The following is a 16,178-nucleotide window of genomic DNA, read 5'->3' on the forward strand; positions in this document are numbered from 1 at the left end:
GAGGAGGTGACCAGAGGTCCTTGCCATCGCCAACCGTTACATTTGCCATTGACAAGGTTCCGGTCGCGGCTTATGGTTCGAGAAAGGAGCCCGCGAGGATCGCTCGGCTGCGCGGGCCCACGATCCCGGAGGTGCCGCCGTGACCACGACAGAGAATCCGCTGACCCGTACCGAACAGGACGAGGCTGTCTACGACCGTGCAGGTCGCCTCGCCGTCGCCGGCCGCCTGCTGAAGGGCTCGTCGAACCGGTCCTACGACCCCATCGTCGACCTCGACTTCGACGCACCCCTTGTCGACGGCAAGTTCTTCTTGCCGCCGAAGGTAGTGACGCTCTACGGCACACCGCTGTGGGAGCAGATGACACAGGAGCAGCGCATCGAGCTGTCACGGCAGGAGATGGCCAACATCCTGTCGGTGGGCATCTGGTTCGAGAACCTGCTGAACCGGGCCCTGCTCATCCGCCTGATGCGGGAGGATCCGGCGGCCGCGACCTCACACTATTCGCTTACCGAGATGGGTGACGAGTGCCGGCACATGACGATGTTCGGCAAGGTGATCGAAAGGACCGGGACTCGCGCCTACGCCATGCGCCGCTGGCAACGCGGCGCCATGCACGTGCTGCCGTTGCTGATGCGCGGCACCATGCTGTGGGTGATCACGCTGGTCGGCGAAGAACTCTTCGACGCCATGCAGCGCGAGATCAAGGACGATCCGGACCTGCAGCCCCTCGTCGCTCAGCTGATGACGATTCACGTCACCGAGGAGGCACGGCACATCGGGTTCGCCCGCGACGGGATCGTCCGTCGCGCGCCGATCCGGTCCCGCTGGGAAACGCTGGTGTCGGCCAACCTGCACGGCCTGGGCGGACCGGTCTTCCGCCGGCTCTTCACCAACCCGGAGATGTACGCCCGTGCTGGGCTGACTGACCCGGCGGAAGCGGCCAAGCTCGCCCGCGCCAACCCGAACTTCCATGCGGTGCAGCTTCAGTCGTTCCTGCCGCTGTCGACCTTCCTGGACAAGAACGGCCTGATGGGACCGCTGGGCAGGCGGCTGTGGCGACGCGCAGGGTTCCTGAAATGACCGTCATCGCACTGACCGGATCGTCCCCGGCGATCGTCGAGTTGCGTCGCCGCCTGACGGCCTCGCCCCTGGGCTTCGAACTGACCGACGACGCGGCCGACGCCGACCTTCGGGTGACCGATGAGGCCGCGCCGACGCCGAATCACCTGGGGGTGGCTGCCGCCGCGATCCCGCACACCTTCTTCGTGCGCGAGGACACCGTCGACTACGTTGCCGCGGCCCTGACCGAGGCGCAACTGGCCGGGGCCTACGGCGCCGCCGTCCGGCTGCCGGTCCAGAATCGGCCCGACCAGCCGGTGATCGGGCTGCGCTCGCGCCTGCGCAAGGCCGTGGTGGCCGCGCTGCACCGCCGCACCGCCTTCGACCCGAGCCACTACGATTGGTTCACCGAGGAATCGGTGGAGGCCGAGGTGTTCGACGACGAGGTCCGGGTGACCGTTCGCGATGAGCAGTTCACCGGCCGGCTGCGCGCCCGCGGGCACATCGACGGCAACGACGGGCGGTTCCACTGGGCTGGAATCCTGCACTCCGACCACGCTGCCGAGCTGAAACGCGATGGCCGTTCACGCGCGCAGATCGCCGTGGGCGACGGGCCGGCGTTCGACGCCAAGCTCGCCGAGCTGACCCCGTGGGGCACCGTCCGGATGACCGGCGTCGACGCCGCACCCTGGATGACCCCCGCCGACCACTGACGGCCGCCAACGGCCACCGGCAGCTGCGGCCCCCGCTCCTGGATGAGGAGATGGGGGCCGCAGTACTGACGGCAGGTTGTCAGAAGTCCCAGTCGTCGTCTTCGGTGTTGACGGCCTTGCCGATCACGTACGAGCTGCCCGAGCCGGAGAAGAAGTCGTGGTTCTCGTCGGCGTTGGGCGACAGCGACGACAGGATCGCCGGGTTCACATCGGTCTCGTCCTTGGGGAACATCGCCTCGTAGCCCAGGTTCATCAGGGCCTTATTGGCGTTGTAGCGCAAGAACTTCTTGACGTCCTCGGTCAGGCCGATCTCGTCGTACAGCGCCTCGGTGTAGTCGGCCTCGTTGTCGTAGAGGTCGTACAGCAGCTCGAAGGTGTACTCCTTCAGCTCGGCACGACGCTCGGGCGTCTGGTCCTCCAGCCCGCGCTGGTACTTGTAGCCGATGTAGTAACCGTGGACGGCCTCGTCACGGATGATCAGCCGGATCAGGTCGGCGGTGTTGGTGAGCTTGGCGCGTGAAGACCAGTACATCGGGGCGTAGAAGCCCGAGTAGAACAGGAACGACTCGAGCAGCGTCGAGGCCACCTTGCGCTTGAGCGGGTCGTCGCCGCGGTAGTAGTCGAGGATGATGTTCGCCTTGCGCTGCAGATGCGGGCTCTCCTCCGACCAGCGGAAGGCGTCGTCGATCTCCTTGGTCGAGCACAGCGTCGAGAAGATGGAGCTGTAGCTCTTGGCGTGCACCGACTCCATGAAGGCGATGTTGGTCAGCACCGCCTCCTCGTGCGGGGTCACCGCGTCCGGGATCAGCGAGACCGCACCGACAGTGCCCTGAATGGTGTCCAGCAGCGTCAGACCGGTGAACACCCGCATCGTCATCAGCTTCTCGGGCTCGGTGAGCGTGCCCCAGGACTGGATGTCGTTGGACAGCGGCACCTTCTCCGGCAGCCAGAAGTTACCGGTGAGGCGATCCCACACCTCGGCGTCCTTCTCATCCGGAATGCGGTTCCAGTTGATGGCGCTGACGCGGTCGATCAGTTTGATCGGCGCGCCTTCGGCAGGACTGTGAGCGGACGCAGACATGGCACCTCTGGTTCATAGGAGTCACGGATGGAGCAACGCCGTCAACACTACCCGTTGGGATCAGCGGCGGGCACGACCACAAGATGGTGTGTCTCCCCCGCACCCGGCGTGTCGCAGACATCCATCCGTCGGGCGTGTCGCGGGTCCGGCGCGGCGCCCCGCTACCCCGGCGCCTCGCCGAGCACCCACCGGAACCCACGAGTAACCGCTGATCGGTGGCAGTCTGACACTGTGACGGTCCTGCCGATGTTCCCGCTGGAGCATCCGCTGCTGCCCGGCGAACCCCTGCATCTGAACGTCTTCGAGCCCCGCTACCGGGCCCTGGTCCGCGATGTCCTCTCCGGCGACGGCGACTTCGGGGTGGTGCTGATCGCCCGGGGCAGCGAGGTCGGCGGCGGCGATGAGCGCCACGATATCGGCACCGTCACCCGCATCGTCGGGCATCGCCAGCGGGCCAGCGGCCAGATCGAACTCGCCTGCCGCGGCATCGACCGGCTGCGGGTGATCCGGTGGCTCGACGACGATCCCTATCCGCGAGCCCAGGTCGAGCCGTGGCCGGACGCGGAGCTACCGGCCGGACAGGCCTGGACGCACGTGCGTGGCCCGTTCCTGTCGATCCTGGCCGAGATCCAGGGGCTCTACGACGACCTGGCCGTCCGCCGCGGCCGGCCGTCGACGACGCTGGGCGCACCCGAGTCGCTCCCGGCGACCGATTACACGTTCCTCACCGCCGCGAACCTGCCGCTGGGTGCGGCCGACCGCTATGCGGCGCTGTGCGCCGCGGGTCCGGCCGAGCGCCTGGACGTGCTGGTCAGGGCGCTCGACGATGTGCAGCCGCTGCTTCAGGACCGGCTCCAGACCTGAGGGGCCGCGCCCACGGCGGCGCAGGCGCGGCACGGACGTCTACATACCGACGGGCCCGTTATCGTTCCGCCACACCGCGACGACCGCCGGTCTCGGCTGGGAGCGGCCGCCGTCGGGCCAATGCGACAGCGGCCGGTCCACGGTGGCGTCGTCGCTCTCGCCCGGGTGCTGGACGCACACCACCACGCGCCGGTCGGTGATGATCGGCCCGCAGGTCTCGGCACCGCGCGGCACCGTGAGGAACTGCCGCGTCTGCCCGCGGCGCGGCCCGTCCAGTGCGACGGCGAACAGTCCGTCGTTGCTGCCCAGCGCATTGCCGTCGGTGGAGATCCACAGGTTGCCGTGCGGATCGAAGGCCACATTGTCCGGGCACGAGATGGGGCTGACCCGGGTCTTGTCGTAGCCGCCGTAATAGGTGTCGGCCGCAGCCGGATCACCGCACACCAGCAGCAGATCCCAGCGGAAGTCCGTCCCGGCGTGCGCATCGGTGATCTCCAGGATCTGGCCGTTCTTGTTCTCGGTGCGGGGGTTCACACCGTCGGTTCCGGGATTGCCGTCGATCCCGCGGGCGTCGTTGTTGGTCAGGGCACAATACACCTTGCCGGTGAACGGATTGGCCTCGATGTCTTCGGGGCGGTCCATCTTGGTGGCCCCGGCCCGGTCGGCCGCGAGCCGGGTGAATACGGCCACCTCCGCCGGGGTCATCCCGGCGATGTGCGAGGTGGCCGAACCGTCGGCGTCGACGGTGAGGAGCTTGTGCCACCGGCCCGATCCGGTGGCACCGGTGACGGTCGGCGGCTCGGCGCTGGCGAAGGACGCGACATAGAGCGTGCCCTCGGCCAGGATCCGCTGATTGTGCCGGCGTGCCTGCGGCGACAGCCCGTCGCGCATCTTCCGGCTGGAGACGAACTTGTAGATGTACTCGAAGCGCTCATCGTCGCCGGTGTAGGCGACCACGGTGCCGGCGTCCACACCGTCGGGCACCACATAGATGTTGGCCGATTCGTGTTTGAGCCGGCCCAGCGCCGAATGTTTAAGCGGCACCGATTCGGGGTCGTGCGGATCGACTTCGACGATGTATCCGAAACGGTTGGCTTCGTTGGGTTCGCGAGCCAGGTCGAAGCGCGATTCGTACAACCCCCACCGGTGATAGTCGGCGTCGTCGCCGAATCCGTACCGTGCCAGACGCTCGGCTGCGGGCGAGCCTGCCACCGCCCGCGCATTCATGAAGTAGTTGTGGAAGTTCTCCTCCCCCGACAGCATGGTGCCCCACGGGGTGATGCCGCCCGAGCAGTTGGCGATCGTGCCCAGCAAGATCCGTCCGTCCGGATCGGCGGAGGTCCGCACCAGATCGCTACCGGCGGCCGGACCCGTCATCCGGAACGGCGAGGCGGCCGTCAGGCGCCGATTGCGCCGCCCGATCACCGGGGTGAGGGAGCCGTCGCCGGTACCGGCCTGCACCTCGAGCACCGTGATGCCGTGCGCGGCCATCGCCACACGCGCCTGCCGCTCGGTGGGCTTCTTCTCCCGATAGTCGCGGAACATCATCGCCTCGGTGGTGTACTCCTGATTGCACACCAGGTAGAAGCGGTCCGGCGCACCGTCGACCGGGATCAGCCCGGCGAAGTCGTTGTTGAAACCGAACTGCTGCGCCTGCGCCTGCGGGGTCTGATTCTCGAAGTCGAACTCCGGTGCGCCCGGCAGCACCGGATCGCCCCAGCGGATCACCACCTGCTGCCGGTAGCCGTCAGGAACGATCAGCGCATCCTCGGTATTGGGGGCCACGGCACCGAAACGCATACCCGGCGGCAGGCCCGGATCGGTCGGGGTGCTGGCGGGACCGGGGTCCCCGCAGCCGGTCAGGACCGCGCCGGCCCCGGCACCGGCCGCCGCGGCCAGCGACCCCTTCAGGACGGCCCTCCGCGACAGCGCGGTGCGGGCGATCTCCCGGAAGTAGGCATTGTCACTGGTGTTTCCGGGCCGGTGCCAGCAGGCTTCACCGCACTTGTACTTGCAGGTCATCCGGGCCCGGGACGATCGGCCGGGCGGACCGCCGGCGGGGGCGAACAACGGTAACGAGATGCGCATGCGAGGGTCTCCAGGAGGTCGGTGGGGCCCGTGTTACGGGCCGATACGCGAGCCAGGTTAGGAAGACCGAAGCAATGGGCGACGACGCCGTCGTGAATCATCGCTGAACGTCCGGCGACACCGTCGTAGACTCCGCAGTCACCGGGTAGACACCCGGCGGACAGGGGTGGGAGGCTATGCGGCGCGAATGGAGCAGTCTGCGGCGCGGCGCCCCGCGCACTCCCGGCGGCCGGCTGGTCCGCCGCCGCGTCGGCTTCTACCGCGCCCTCCTCGGGCTGATCGCGGTGATGTTCGCCGGCGAGATCACGATGCATTTCACCGGCTCGACGTGGTCGCGGTGGATCATCGCCGCGATCGCCCTCGCGGCGACCGGACTGGCCCTGGGGGCCGGGCTGACGCCCGACGATCTGGGGTTGTCCCGATCCAGTCTGCGACGCGGCGCCGGCTGGGCGGGGGTGATCGTTGTCGTGGTGGTGCTGGTGATCGCCGTGGGTCTGGCGGTACCGCCGATCCGCGAGCTGTTCCGCAACGAGGCGTATTCGTCGTTGCCGTGGGCGGTGCTGTCGGCACTCGTGCTGATTCCACTGCAGACGGTGGTCCCCGAGGAGTTACTGTTTCGCGGGATTCTGCTCGGCGCACTCGCCCGCCGGCATCGCGCCTGGGTCGCGGTGCTGGTCCAGGCGCTGCTCTTCGGTCTGTGGCACATCGTCTCCTCGACCGGACTGGCGGCGGGGAATCCGGGCATCGGCAACACCGTCGGCGACGGCACCGCCGGTGTGCTGCTGGGGGTGCTGGGGGCGGTCGTGTTCACCACCGTGGCCGGTGCCTTGTTCGGCTGGCTGCGGATGCGCACCGGCAGTCTGCTGCCGTCGATCGCCATGCACTGGGCCGCCAACGGGGCCGGTGCGATCGCCGCGGCCCTGGCTTGGCAGCTGTCCTGACGCCGTCCGGCACGACGAAGCGGGCCAGGGGATGATTCCCCTGGCCCGCTTCTGTGCCGGACGTGATCGCCCGCGCCTGCCACGCGCAGGCTAGAGCATGCAGGACACGCAGCCCTCGACCTCGGTGCCTTCCAGCGCCATCTGCCGCAGGCGGATGTAGTAGAGCGTCTTGATGCCCTTGCGCCAGGCGTAGATCTGGGCCCGGTTCACATCGCGCGTGGTCGCGGTGTCCTTGAAGAACAGGGTCAGGCTCAGACCCTGGTCGACGTGCTGCGTGGCCGCGGCATAGGTGTCGATGATCTTCTCGTACCCGATCTCGTAGGCGTCCTGGTAGTACTCCAGGTTGTCGTTGGTCAGATACGGCGCCGGGTAGTAGACACGGCCGATCTTGCCTTCCTTGCGGATCTCGATCTTCGCCGCGACCGGGTGGATCGAGCTGGTCGAGTGGTTGATGTAGCTGATCGAACCGGTCGGCGGCACCGCCTGCAGGTTCTGGTTGTAGATCCCGTACTTCTGGATCGAGGCCTTCAGCTCCCGCCAGTCGTCCTGCGTCGGGATCTTGATCCCGGGCGCGTCGAACAGCCCGTTCTCGCCGTCGGAGGCACCGGCGGTGGCGAACAGTTCACGGACCCGCTCGGTGGCCGGCTCCCACTTCTGGTCGATGTACTTGTCGAAGAACTCGCCGCTGGCGTAGGTGCTCTTCTCGAAGCCGACGAACGGCCGGCCCTGCTCCTTGGCGATCTTGTTGGAGGCGCGCAGGGCGTGGAACAGCACCGTGTAGAAGTACATGTTCGTGAAGTCGATGCCCTCCTCGCTGCCGTAGAAGACGCGTTCACGGGCCAGGTAGCCGTGCAGGTTCATCTGGCCCAGCCCGATCGCGTGCCCCTCCTCGTTCGCGCGGCGGATCGACGGCACCGAGTCGATCGAGGTCTGGTCGGCCACGGCGGTCAGACCTCGGATCGCGGTTTCGATGGTCATCCCGAAGTCGGGCGAGTCCATCGCCTTGGCGATGTTCAGCGAACCGAGGTTGCACGAGATGTCCCGACCGATGTGCTTGTAGGACAGGTCCTCGTTGAAGGTCGACGGCGTCGACACCTGCAGGATCTCCGAGCACAGGTTCGAGTGGGTGATCTTGCCTTCGACCGGGTTCGCCCGGTTCACCGTGTCCTCGAACATGATGTACGGGTAGCCGGACTCGAACTGGAGCTCTGCCAGGGTCTGGAAGAACTCGCGCGCCTTGATCTTGGACTTGCGGATCCGCTTGTCCTCGACCATCTCGTGGTACTTCTCGCTGACGTTGACGTCGGCGAACGGCTTACCGTAGACGCGCTCGACGTCGTACGGACTGAACAGGTACATGTCGTCGTTGTTGCGCGCCAGCTCGAAGGTGATGTCCGGGATCACCACACCCAGGCTGAGCGTCTTGATCCGGATCTTCTCGTCGGCGTTCTCCCGCTTGGTGTCCAGGAAGCGGTAGATGTCCGGGTGGTGGGCGTGCAGGTACACCGCACCGGCACCCTGGCGGGCACCGAGCTGGTTGGCGTAGCTGAACGAGTCCTCCAGCAGCTTCATGATCGGGATGACGCCCGAGCTCTGGTTCTCGATCTGCTTGATCGGGGCGCCGTGCTCGCGGACGTTGCTCAGCAGCAGGGCCACACCACCACCGCGCTTGGACAGCTGCAGCGCGGAGTTGATCGAGCGGCCGATCGACTCCATGTTGTCTTCGATACGCAGCAGGAAGCAGGAGACCGGCTCGCCGCGCTGCTTCTTGCCCGAGTTCAGGAAGGTCGGGGTGGCCGGCTGGAAGCGGCCGTCGATGATCTCGTCGACCAGGTTGCGCGCCAGGGCGGTGTCGCCGGCGGCCAGCGTCAGGGCCACCATGCACACGCGATCCTCGAAACGCTCCAGGTAGCGCTTCCCGTCGAAGGTCTTGAGCGTGTAACTGGTGTAGTACTTGAACGCCCCGAGGAAGGTCGGGAAGCGGAACTTCTTGCCGTAGGCGTGGCCGAACAGCAGCTTCACGAACTCGCGGTCGTACTGGTCGAGGACCTCGGGCTCGTAGTAGTTCTCCTTGACCAGGTAGTCGAGCTTCTCGTCCAGGTCATGGAAGAACACGGTGTTCTGGTTGACGTGCTGCAGGAAGTACTGCCGCGCGGCCTGCTCGTCCTTGTCGAACTGGATCTTGCCGTCCGCGTCGTACAGGTTGAGCATCGCGTTGAGCGCGTGGAAGTCGAGCTCACCCGGGTCGTGTCCGGCCGGGTCGGCGTGCACCCCGGAGAGGCTGGCCGAAACGGTCTCCCCGGCGGGCGGGATCTCAGACACGGGAACTGCGGTAGGCGACAAGACGACTCCTGCTGAATAAAAAAGGGATGAAGCTGGTACTGCTGGTGTCAGGACCGGCGGAAAGCCGGGCCTGCGGCGAACTCGGCGAGTCCGCTGCGGACGCGTTCGACGTCGTCCTCGGTGCCCATCAGTTCGAACCGATACAGGTAAGGCACCTGGCATTTGTTGGAGATGATGTCTCCGGCGAGACAGAACTCTTCGCCGAAGTTGGTGTTGCCCGCGGCGATGACTCCGCGGATCAGCGACCGGTTGTGCTCGTTGTTGAGGAACCGGATCACCTGTTTGGGCACATAGCCGCCGCCGGCATGCGCACCCTCGGCCCGGGCGGAGGACTTACCCCCGCCGTAGGTCGGGCTGATCAGAATGTAGGGCTCGTCGACCCGGAACTCGCCGTTTCGGTCGAACAGCGGAATCCGCAGCGATCGCGCACCCGTCTTGTCGACGAATCTGCGCGTGTTCTCCGACACCGACGAGAAGTAGACGATCAGGGGCAGTCCTGCAGCGAGGTCGTCGTGCGAACTCGGTGTGCCCGTCTCCGGCGAAGCGATGACTGACATGACCACGGTCCGTATCGAATCGCTCAGGCGGCCCGTCCGGCGACGGCCTTGATGCGGTCGGGACGGAAACCCGACCAGTGCTCATCGTCGACGACGACGACGGGGGCCTGCAGGTAGCCCAGCGCCATCACGTAGTCACGGGCATCGTCGTCCAGGCTGATGTCGACGACGTTGTAGTCCAGACCGTGCTTGTCGAGCGCCTTGTACGTCGCATTGCACTGCACACAGGCCGGCTTGGTGTAGACGGTGATGGCCATGGGCGGAACTCTCCTTGGGACGCGATCTGGACGGATATGCCCGGCGGGGCGGAGAGGCCTCCGGTGGCGAATCACATCGCTGTGACCCGGCACCTTCGAACGCTTCTCCGGCTGTGGGAAAAATCTCCCGGCCGAACACCATGAACACTACACCTTGTGTCCGACAAGTCGAGCCACCACAAGAACTTGTGAACAACATTCATGGTATTCCCTGGTCGCCGTCGAGTAATCCACAGGCTGATCGGCGTGTCTCGGCGTGTTGGGCGTGTCGCGGCAGACCGGCTCCGGCGACCCATCCGAGCCCCGTGACCACCCTCTTCCGGCGGGCTCGCGATACCCTGGCGATATGCCTGCTGAACCCGCCCCTGCCCTCACTCTGACAGTGGTGGACGGGCCGAGCGGAACCGAGCGCGCCGATGCGGCCCGCAACCGGCAGCTGCTGCTGGCGGCGGCCAAATCACTCATCGATGCCCGGGGCGCCGCCGCGGTGACCATGGAAGCGGTCGCCCGGGAGGCCGGCGTCGGCAAGGGCACCGTCTTCCGCCGCTTCGGCAGTCGCACCGGTCTGATGATGGCGTTGCTGGACCACTCCGAACGGGAACTACAGCAGAGCTTCCTGTCCGGTCCGCCGCCACTGGGACCGGGAGCCGCCCCGCTGGACCGGCTCATCTCCTACGGACGGGCCCGGCTGAAGATGACCGTCGATCACCTGGACATCCTGCTCGAGGCCGGCGCCGACGACCCCGACCGCCTCAGCCACCCGGTATGGGCGATGTCGACCCGGCACGTCGAACACCTCCTGGCCGAGCTGGGCTATCCCGGTTCCCTGGCGTCGGCGGCAGTCGCCATCCAGGCGCCCCTGGAGGCGATCGCCGTGCGCCATCAGCTCGATGTGGTGGGGCTGACCCCGGCCGAACTGGCCGACGACTGGCAGCGTCTGGTCACGATCGTGGCCACCGGCCTGCGCTGAGACTGCCCGCGCGGCCCTTTTCCGGGACGACTCTGCGGTCAGCGGGGCAGGTCGCGAGCCACCAGTGCCGCCTCCCGGGACAGCTGCGGCCCGGCCGGCAGCAGCGCGAACACCGGCCACGGCGCCGACCGGGCGGCCCCCAGCCCCAGAACCGAGGCGATCTGCGCGTCGGCGAGCCGATAGCGCACCCCGGCATCGGTCACGTAGTAGTCACCGCCGCCGGCACTGACCCGCTCCCCCGTCCCGGGCCGCAGATACACCCCGTCCAACCCCGGACCCGCACCGTCGGCGGCGCTGAGCGAGACCACCCGCGCACCCGCCGGCAGCGGCAGCTGCGCACTGACGATCAGCCCCTCGCGCACCGCCCCCGTCCCGGTCTGCACCCATGACCGGCACAGCACCGACTCGGCGGCCACCAGCGCCGGCCGCCGCTGCGGGAAGTGACCCAGCGGCAGCCGATGCACCACCGGAACCGTACTGAGCAGCCCCGGCGCGACGTCTCGCACCACCGCCGGCGCCGACGGATCGGCCCCGCGCAGCGCCTCTGCCGCCGTCGCCGACACCGGCTGCACTCCGTCGCGCAGAACCACGAAGTAGGAGGCCTGCCCGTCTACGCCGAGCGAGCGGATCACCGCGCCGGCACCGAACCCGGCCAGGGGTCCCGGACCGGGTGTCCCGGCCTCCGGCACCGGCGGCACTGCCAGCTGCGGTTCCGCCGGAAAGGCGTTGAGTAGGCCCTGACTGATCGGGCGGACGGCGGCGCCCTCCAGTCCCAGGGCCCGGCGTACCGCCACCGCATCCGGGTCGAGGGCGGCCCGGACCGGACGCGGACGGCCGTCCCGGACATGCTGGTACACCAGCCACTGCCCCGTCGCGGTGCGCACCAGGGCGCCCACCGGCAGCGGTGCCGGGTCCACCGCGGGCAGCCCGGCCAGGACCGCGGTCCCGGCAGCGGGGTCGTCGCACACGCTCCATGCCGCAAGCTGCTCATCGGCCGGTCCCGGCAGCGCCGCCGGGGCGCCGGGGATACCCAGCGCCGGACCGCGCGGATAGGCACTGACCGAGCGCTGGGCCACCGTCTTGGCCGGTAGCGGCTCCCCGACCACCAGCCGCGCCGACGCCAGGTTCGGCACCGGATGCATCACCTCGTCGACCAGGACGAACAGCCCACCCGCATCGGAGACCACGATCCGGGCGTCGGCCACCGACGGCGCGGGCCGGATCAGACCGTAGATCCCCGCACCGGCCACCAGCAGGACCGCCACCACCGCCCCGGCCAGCAGCGCCCGCAGCTGGGCCCGCATCGGATCGTGCAGCATGCGCGTATCGCGCCGGATGAGTGCGTGCTCGGCCCGCGCCACCCCGAAGCGGTACCCGCTCACCTGCGCACGCGTCGTCAACTGTCTGGACATCTCGACCCCCCGATCAAAATCCCGTGAAGAACACGGTTGTCGCAACGACACCGTATTCCCCCGTTAGGGTTGCCCCAGACGCTTTGGGGGAGAAAGCGTCGGCGAACACCGCGGCGCGATGTGTTCGGCAGCCTTCGGGAGGGCGTTCATGAGCAGGTTCGGCACCCGGCGCGACCGGGCGGCGTCGGCGCCCTTCGATGCGCCCTGCGACGACGGCTACCTGGGGGTCCGGCACGAGCACGGCACGCTGCTGACCGTCCTGGCGATCCACCCCGGGCCGGCGCGTCCCACACCGCTGGACCGGCCCTGGCACGGCAACGGCGACCACGGACTGTCGTGGGCGGCACTGACCCAGTGGATGAACCGTCCGGAGTCGGCGGCCACCGATGTGACCGTCCTGACCCACGGCACCTCCGTCGGCGACGACGGACCCGCCGGCCGCGCCTACCGCACACTGCTCGGTCCGCTCTCGGTGGCCGCCGACCGGACGGTGCACGTGGCGATCCGGTTCGCTCCGTTGCGTCACCCCGATCTGGTGGCCCGTCACGGCCACGGATCGGCCGCGGCGCTGCGGGCCGCACTGTCGGCCACCCGGCGCCTGGCCGGGCTGCTGCGCGCCGACGGTCTGGCGGTGACGGGCCTGACCGCCGCCGAACTGAGCGGGATGGCTCAGCGTCTGCATCCGGGCACCACCGCGGTCGACATGTACGCCGTCGAGCCACCCGATCCGGCCGAGCTACCCGAGGCGCTGGAGGCGATCTGGCGGCACTCGGCCGCCGCGTGCACCATGCTGCGCTGGCGTCCCGGCGAGCAGGGTCCGACGGTCCGTGCCGTGGCCAGGATCGACGACGGTCCCGGCGTCTACCTGCGCGGCGACCTGCCCCCGCACTGGACGCCGCTGTCCACCGCCGCCGACAAAGCAGCCGGCACCGGGCCCCGGCGGCACCGGCCTCGGCTCACCGCCGCCGCACCCGGTCTGGCGTCGGCGATGCTGCCGATCTCGGGTGCCGGGGTCATCCTGGGCGCCGACGATGCCGGCCGCCCGGTCGCCGTGCGCCTGACCGGTCCCGACGTCCCGGTGGCCGAGATCTCCGGCGGTCCTCTCACCGCTCAGCGCATAGCTGTCCGGCTGGCCGCACTGGGTCTGACCGCCGCCGTCTTCACCGACCGTCCACAGCAATGGCAGCCGGTGATCGATGCCGTCGACGACCGCAGACTGCTGCACCCGGCGGCCGACGGCGCCGCGCAGATCCTCATCGATGATCGCCCCGACAGCAGATTGGGTCCACTCGCCGAGCACACGGTCCTTCGCGTGCACCGCGGCCAGCGCGAGACCGGCCACGATGCCGGGGTCCCGGGAGTCCACCAGAACCCGGCGAACCCCTCCCGGGCGGTGCTGACCGGGGGTGGCCGACGGCTGGCGGTGGAACTGGTGACCACGCCCGCCGAGAACGCGCTGCTGCACCGGGCCTGAGGCCCGTGGAAGCGCACGATCAAGGGGCGGGACTCTCCAGCGGGACGCGAGTCCGGAAGAAGGTCGCCTGGGAGGAGGCCGCGTACACCGTCACATCGGGGTCGTCGTCGGCCAGCCAAAGCGCTTCCCCGCACTCCACGGTGGTGCGGGTGCCGTCCGGCCCGGCCACCTCGATGCGGCCGGCGGTCACCGCCAGGATCTGCGGTCCCGGCATATCGAAACTGATCGACGAGGCCAGGCGCAGGCCGGTCCCGTCCAGTTCCACCCGCGAGAGCCGGAACTCCGGCGCCGGGGTCAGGTAGATCAACTCGGCGCCCAGCGGCTCCACCGCGGGCACCATCTGTTCCCGGGACACCGGCCGGAAGTCCAGCACCCGCAGCAGCTCGGGAACGTCGATGTGCTTGGGCGTCAGACCGCCGCGCAGCACATTGTCGGAGTTGGCCATCGCCTCCACCGCCGAACCGCGCAGGTACGCGTGCAGATTGCCGGCGTCGAGGAAGATCGCCTCCCCGGCCTGCAGCCGCACGAAGTTCAGCAGCAGTGCCGCCAGCACTCCTGGATCGTTGGGATAGACCTCGCCCAACTCCAGGACCGCGCGCAGCTCGTCGGCGAACGGGGTCTGGCCGCCCTCGAGCAGCCGCACCGCACCGGCCAGCACATCCGGCACCAGTTCGGCGATCACCCGCTCGGGCAGGGTCAGCCAGGTGGTGAACACCGCCCGCAGCCCCGCCTCGTCGGGCGATCCGGCCAGCAGTCCCAGCGCCGAGTCCAGACCCGGCACCTGCAGGCTGCGCAGCAATTCGACGGTCTGCGCGGGGTCGCGGAATCCGGCCAGCGCCTCGAAGTCGGTCAACGCCACCACGATCTCCGGCTTGTGCCAGCGATCCTTGTAGTTGCGGCGCGGGTCGTCGGCGGCCAGACCGGCCTCGTTCTCGGCGGCGAAGCCGGCTCGGGCCTGCTCTTTGCTCGGATGGGCCTGCAGCGACAGCGGCTCGTCGGCCGCCAGGATCTTGATCAGGAACGGCAGCCGTCCCTCGAACGTCTGCACCGTGGCCTCACCCAGCGCCGCGATCGGATCGTCGTCGATCAGGGTCAGCAGATCGCCGGTGCAGTCCGTGCAGATCGCCGGGGAGACCGGATGCGAACCGAACCACAGTTCGGCCTCCGGATGCGCCGACGGGGACGGCCGGCCCTGCATCTCCGCGATCACGGTCCGCGAGCCCCACGCGTAGGGGCGGATGACACCCTTGAGGATCTTCATGGTCACATCATCTCCCGATCACCGCTCAACGCGCAGTAGGCCGCGGCCAATTGGGCGCGTACGACGATGATCAGGTACGCCGCCAGGTCGGTCGGAGTGTCGCCGAACGCCTCCCGGGCGTCCGCGGGCAGGGCCGGCAGCTGCTCGGCGGCGTCGACCTGTTCGGTCAGCACATCGACATCCCGGTCGCCCAGGCGCCGGTGCACCTGCGGACTGCGCGCGGCGGTACTGACCAGGAACACCCGCACCGGATCGGCCGGTGCGGGCCCGTCGAACTCGGGGTCGTAGAAGAGCGGATCGACGCCGCCGGCCGCGGAGCTCTGCTGCAGTGCGGCGATCGCCCGGCTCTCCTCGGTGACGGCACCCCCGAGGCCGGCGATCTCGAAGAAGGCCGCCGCCGCCTGCGCCGCAGCGACCCGCGCGGCCGGGGTGTCTCCGGTCCAGACGGGCCGATGATCGGCGGTGCGCAGAGCCAGCAGTTTGGCCTGATTGTGGAAGCTCTCCTGCCCCGGATGATCGGCGGCGGCTTCGGCGTCGAGCAGATCGGCCAGCTCGGCCAGCCCCGGCGGGGACGGACGCAGGCGTACCGAGGACAGTGCGGTCAGCACCGCGATCACCGCGGCCACCAGGCCGGTGAACCGGAACCGCGGATCCACCGGCAGCCGCGGAGACAGATCCAGCAGCGGCACACCGCCGCGTTCGCCGATCCCGGCGGCCTCGCGCAGCGGCCCTTCCAGCGGCGCGGAGACGACGATCTCGCACCGTCGCAGCGCCGCTCGCGAGAGGGCATCGGCCAGCAAGGGGTCACCGGCATCGCCGCCGGCGATCAGGACCACGTCCAGGGGGCCGATCCAGCCCGGCAGCACGGGCACCGGCACGATCGGCACATCGAGGTCCGCAGCACAGACCGCGATCGCCAGCCGGGCGGCACGATCGGCCAGCAGATCACTGCCGGTCACCACGACCACGGCGCGCGGCCTCGCGGTGGCCAGGGCGTCCAGGACGCCCTCGCGCTGGGCTTCGGCGACCGCCCGGATCTGGGCACCGGCCATTGCGGCACTGCGCAGCAGACCGTCCTGGTCGGCGGCGGACAGGGCCGCCGAGTCGTCGAGGTCGTCGATGGTGACGGGCATGCTCACACGATGCGCGAGGCGCCC

At 69.0% G+C, this 16,178-nt stretch carries 14 protein-coding genes; 6 read left to right on the forward strand and 8 right to left on the reverse strand.

Going from position 1 to position 16,178, the window contains the following annotated elements; translation table 11 throughout:
• Positions 1-139: 139 nt before the first annotated feature.
• Both GOHSU_RS01870 and GOHSU_RS01875 read left to right on the forward strand, forming a co-directional pair.
• A complete protein-coding gene (locus GOHSU_RS01870; protein WP_005935942.1) occupies positions 140-1,081 on the forward strand; it encodes an AurF N-oxygenase family protein in 942 nt (313 codons plus the stop codon).
• Positions 1,078-1,773 (forward strand): DUF4873 domain-containing protein, encoded by a 696-nt coding sequence (locus GOHSU_RS01875; RefSeq protein WP_005935944.1) that lies wholly within the window; start codon positions 1,078-1,080, stop codon positions 1,771-1,773. The genes GOHSU_RS01870 and GOHSU_RS01875 overlap by 4 nt, the downstream gene beginning before the upstream one ends.
• A gap of 79 nt (positions 1,774-1,852) precedes the next feature.
• Here GOHSU_RS01875 and nrdF read toward each other — a convergent pair whose 3' ends face one another.
• Positions 1,853-2,854, reverse strand: coding sequence for a class 1b ribonucleoside-diphosphate reductase subunit beta (nrdF, locus tag GOHSU_RS01880; protein WP_005935946.1), 1,002 nt, complete (start codon positions 2,852-2,854; stop codon positions 1,853-1,855).
• A 231-nt stretch (positions 2,855-3,085) separates the two neighbouring features.
• On the opposite strand from nrdF, the gene GOHSU_RS01885 reads away from it, so the two are divergent.
• Positions 3,086-3,718, forward strand: a complete 633-nt coding sequence (locus GOHSU_RS01885) for an LON peptidase substrate-binding domain-containing protein (RefSeq protein WP_024332711.1) — start codon at positions 3,086-3,088, stop codon at positions 3,716-3,718.
• Positions 3,719-3,757: 39 nt separating this feature from the next.
• Here the strand turns inward: GOHSU_RS01885 and GOHSU_RS01890 are convergent, their stop codons facing one another.
• Positions 3,758-5,806 (reverse strand): PhoX family protein, encoded by a 2,049-nt coding sequence (locus tag GOHSU_RS01890; protein ID WP_005935950.1) that lies wholly within the window; start codon positions 5,804-5,806, stop codon positions 3,758-3,760.
• A gap of 176 nt (positions 5,807-5,982) precedes the next feature.
• Between GOHSU_RS01890 and GOHSU_RS01895 the strand changes: the two genes are divergently transcribed.
• Positions 5,983-6,747: a CPBP family intramembrane glutamic endopeptidase gene (locus GOHSU_RS01895; RefSeq protein WP_005935952.1), complete on the forward strand. Its 765-nt coding sequence runs from the start codon at positions 5,983-5,985 to the stop codon at positions 6,745-6,747.
• A 90-nt stretch (positions 6,748-6,837) separates the two neighbouring features.
• Here GOHSU_RS01895 and nrdE read toward each other — a convergent pair whose 3' ends face one another.
• Genes nrdE through nrdH form a run of 3 tightly spaced genes read right to left on the reverse strand, consistent with a single transcriptional unit; the run spans position 6,838 to position 9,904 of the window.
• Complete coding sequence (gene nrdE, locus GOHSU_RS01900; RefSeq protein ID WP_051139506.1) at positions 6,838-9,090, reverse strand: class 1b ribonucleoside-diphosphate reductase subunit alpha; 2,253 nt, start codon at positions 9,088-9,090, stop codon at positions 6,838-6,840.
• A 47-nt stretch (positions 9,091-9,137) separates the two neighbouring features.
• Positions 9,138-9,647, reverse strand: coding sequence for a class Ib ribonucleoside-diphosphate reductase assembly flavoprotein NrdI (nrdI, locus tag GOHSU_RS01905; RefSeq protein WP_005935956.1), 510 nt, complete (start codon positions 9,645-9,647; stop codon positions 9,138-9,140).
• 23 nt (positions 9,648-9,670) lie between these two features.
• Positions 9,671-9,904 (reverse strand): glutaredoxin-like protein NrdH, encoded by a 234-nt coding sequence (gene nrdH, locus GOHSU_RS01910; RefSeq protein ID WP_005935958.1) that lies wholly within the window; start codon positions 9,902-9,904, stop codon positions 9,671-9,673.
• 346 nt (positions 9,905-10,250) lie between these two features.
• On the opposite strand from nrdH, the gene GOHSU_RS01915 reads away from it, so the two are divergent.
• A complete protein-coding gene (locus tag GOHSU_RS01915; protein WP_005935960.1) occupies positions 10,251-10,874 on the forward strand; it encodes a TetR/AcrR family transcriptional regulator in 624 nt (207 codons plus the stop codon).
• Positions 10,875-10,912: 38 nt separating this feature from the next.
• Here the strand turns inward: GOHSU_RS01915 and eccB are convergent, their stop codons facing one another.
• Positions 10,913-12,286, reverse strand: coding sequence for a type VII secretion protein EccB (eccB, locus tag GOHSU_RS01920; RefSeq protein ID WP_005935962.1), 1,374 nt, complete (start codon positions 12,284-12,286; stop codon positions 10,913-10,915).
• 148 nt (positions 12,287-12,434) lie between these two features.
• Here eccB and GOHSU_RS01925 point away from each other — a divergent pair, with 148 nt between their 5' ends.
• Complete coding sequence (locus GOHSU_RS01925; RefSeq protein ID WP_005935964.1) at positions 12,435-13,760, forward strand: type VII secretion protein EccE; 1,326 nt, start codon at positions 12,435-12,437, stop codon at positions 13,758-13,760.
• 19 nt (positions 13,761-13,779) lie between these two features.
• Here the strand turns inward: GOHSU_RS01925 and manA are convergent, their stop codons facing one another.
• Positions 13,780-15,021, reverse strand: a complete 1,242-nt coding sequence (gene manA / locus GOHSU_RS01930) for a mannose-6-phosphate isomerase, class I (protein WP_005935966.1) — start codon at positions 15,019-15,021, stop codon at positions 13,780-13,782.
• 2 nt (positions 15,022-15,023) lie between these two features.
• Positions 15,024-16,154, reverse strand: coding sequence for a hypothetical protein (locus GOHSU_RS01935; protein WP_005935969.1), 1,131 nt, complete (start codon positions 16,152-16,154; stop codon positions 15,024-15,026).
• Positions 16,155-16,178: the final 24 nt, after the last annotated feature.

Origin of the sequence: Gordonia hirsuta DSM 44140 = NBRC 16056, from assembly GCF_000333015.1 — a bacterium.
Lineage (GTDB): Bacteria > Actinomycetota > Actinomycetes > Mycobacteriales > Mycobacteriaceae > Gordonia > Gordonia hirsuta.

Excerpts from the sequence above, each read along its gene's own strand:
- GOHSU_RS01875 (WP_005935944.1), top strand. The coding sequence starts at position 1,078 with ATGACCGTCATCGCACTGACCGGATCGTCCCCGGCGATCGTCGAGTTG.
- nrdF (WP_005935946.1), bottom strand. The coding sequence starts at position 2,854 with ATGTCTGCGTCCGCTCACAGTCCTGCCGAAGGCGCGCCGATCAAACTG.
- GOHSU_RS01890 (WP_005935950.1), bottom strand. The coding sequence starts at position 5,806 with ATGCGCATCTCGTTACCGTTGTTCGCCCCCGCCGGCGGTCCGCCCGGC.
- GOHSU_RS01895 (WP_005935952.1), top strand. The coding sequence starts at position 5,983 with ATGCGGCGCGAATGGAGCAGTCTGCGGCGCGGCGCCCCGCGCACTCCC.
- nrdI (WP_005935956.1), bottom strand. The coding sequence starts at position 9,647 with ATGTCAGTCATCGCTTCGCCGGAGACGGGCACACCGAGTTCGCACGAC.
- nrdH (WP_005935958.1), bottom strand. The coding sequence starts at position 9,904 with ATGGCCATCACCGTCTACACCAAGCCGGCCTGTGTGCAGTGCAATGCG.
- GOHSU_RS01915 (WP_005935960.1), top strand. The coding sequence starts at position 10,251 with ATGCCTGCTGAACCCGCCCCTGCCCTCACTCTGACAGTGGTGGACGGG.
- eccB (WP_005935962.1), bottom strand. The coding sequence starts at position 12,286 with ATGTCCAGACAGTTGACGACGCGTGCGCAGGTGAGCGGGTACCGCTTC.
- GOHSU_RS01925 (WP_005935964.1), top strand. The coding sequence starts at position 12,435 with ATGAGCAGGTTCGGCACCCGGCGCGACCGGGCGGCGTCGGCGCCCTTC.
- manA (WP_005935966.1), bottom strand. The coding sequence starts at position 15,021 with ATGAAGATCCTCAAGGGTGTCATCCGCCCCTACGCGTGGGGCTCGCGG.
- GOHSU_RS01935 (WP_005935969.1), bottom strand. The coding sequence starts at position 16,154 with ATGCCCGTCACCATCGACGACCTCGACGACTCGGCGGCCCTGTCCGCC.